The 393-nt window shown below is 71.2% G+C and carries 1 protein-coding gene; it reads right to left on the minus strand.

Features of this window, described 5'->3' with window-relative positions; genetic code table 11:
• Window positions 1–371: peptidylprolyl isomerase (locus tag G6027_RS19000; protein WP_346995755.1), on the minus strand; the 371-nt coding region annotated here is incomplete at its 3' end.
• Window positions 372–393: the final 22 nt, after the last annotated feature.

The following is a 393-nucleotide window of genomic DNA, read 5'->3' on the forward strand; positions in this document are numbered from 1 at the left end:
CCGCCCTGGATCATGAATCCGGGGATGACCCGGTGGAAGGTGATGCCCTCGTAGTACTTGTGGCGGGCCAGGAAGACGAAGTTGTTCACAGTCTCCGGTGCCTTGTCCTCGAGCAGGTCCACGGTCACCACCCCGGCGTCGGTCGTGATGACGGCGGAGTAGTCGGCACCGGGGGTCAGGCACATCGGCGGGGCGGAGTCGAACGAGGTGATGCGCTCGTCCGTGCCCTCGGCGGGCGGGCACTCGACCGCGTCGGACGAGCCTCCGTCCGACGCCTCGGCCCCGGGCTGCGTCGCGGCGGTCGTGTCGGTGGCCGTCGCGTCCTCGGCGGGCGAGTCGTCGGTGCCGCACCCGGCGAGCGCCAGGGGCACGGACAAGGCGAGGATCCCGAGG

Source organism: Dietzia sp. SLG310A2-38A2, from assembly GCF_014145095.1.
In the GTDB taxonomy this organism is placed as follows: Bacteria; Actinomycetota; Actinomycetes; order Mycobacteriales; family Mycobacteriaceae; genus Dietzia.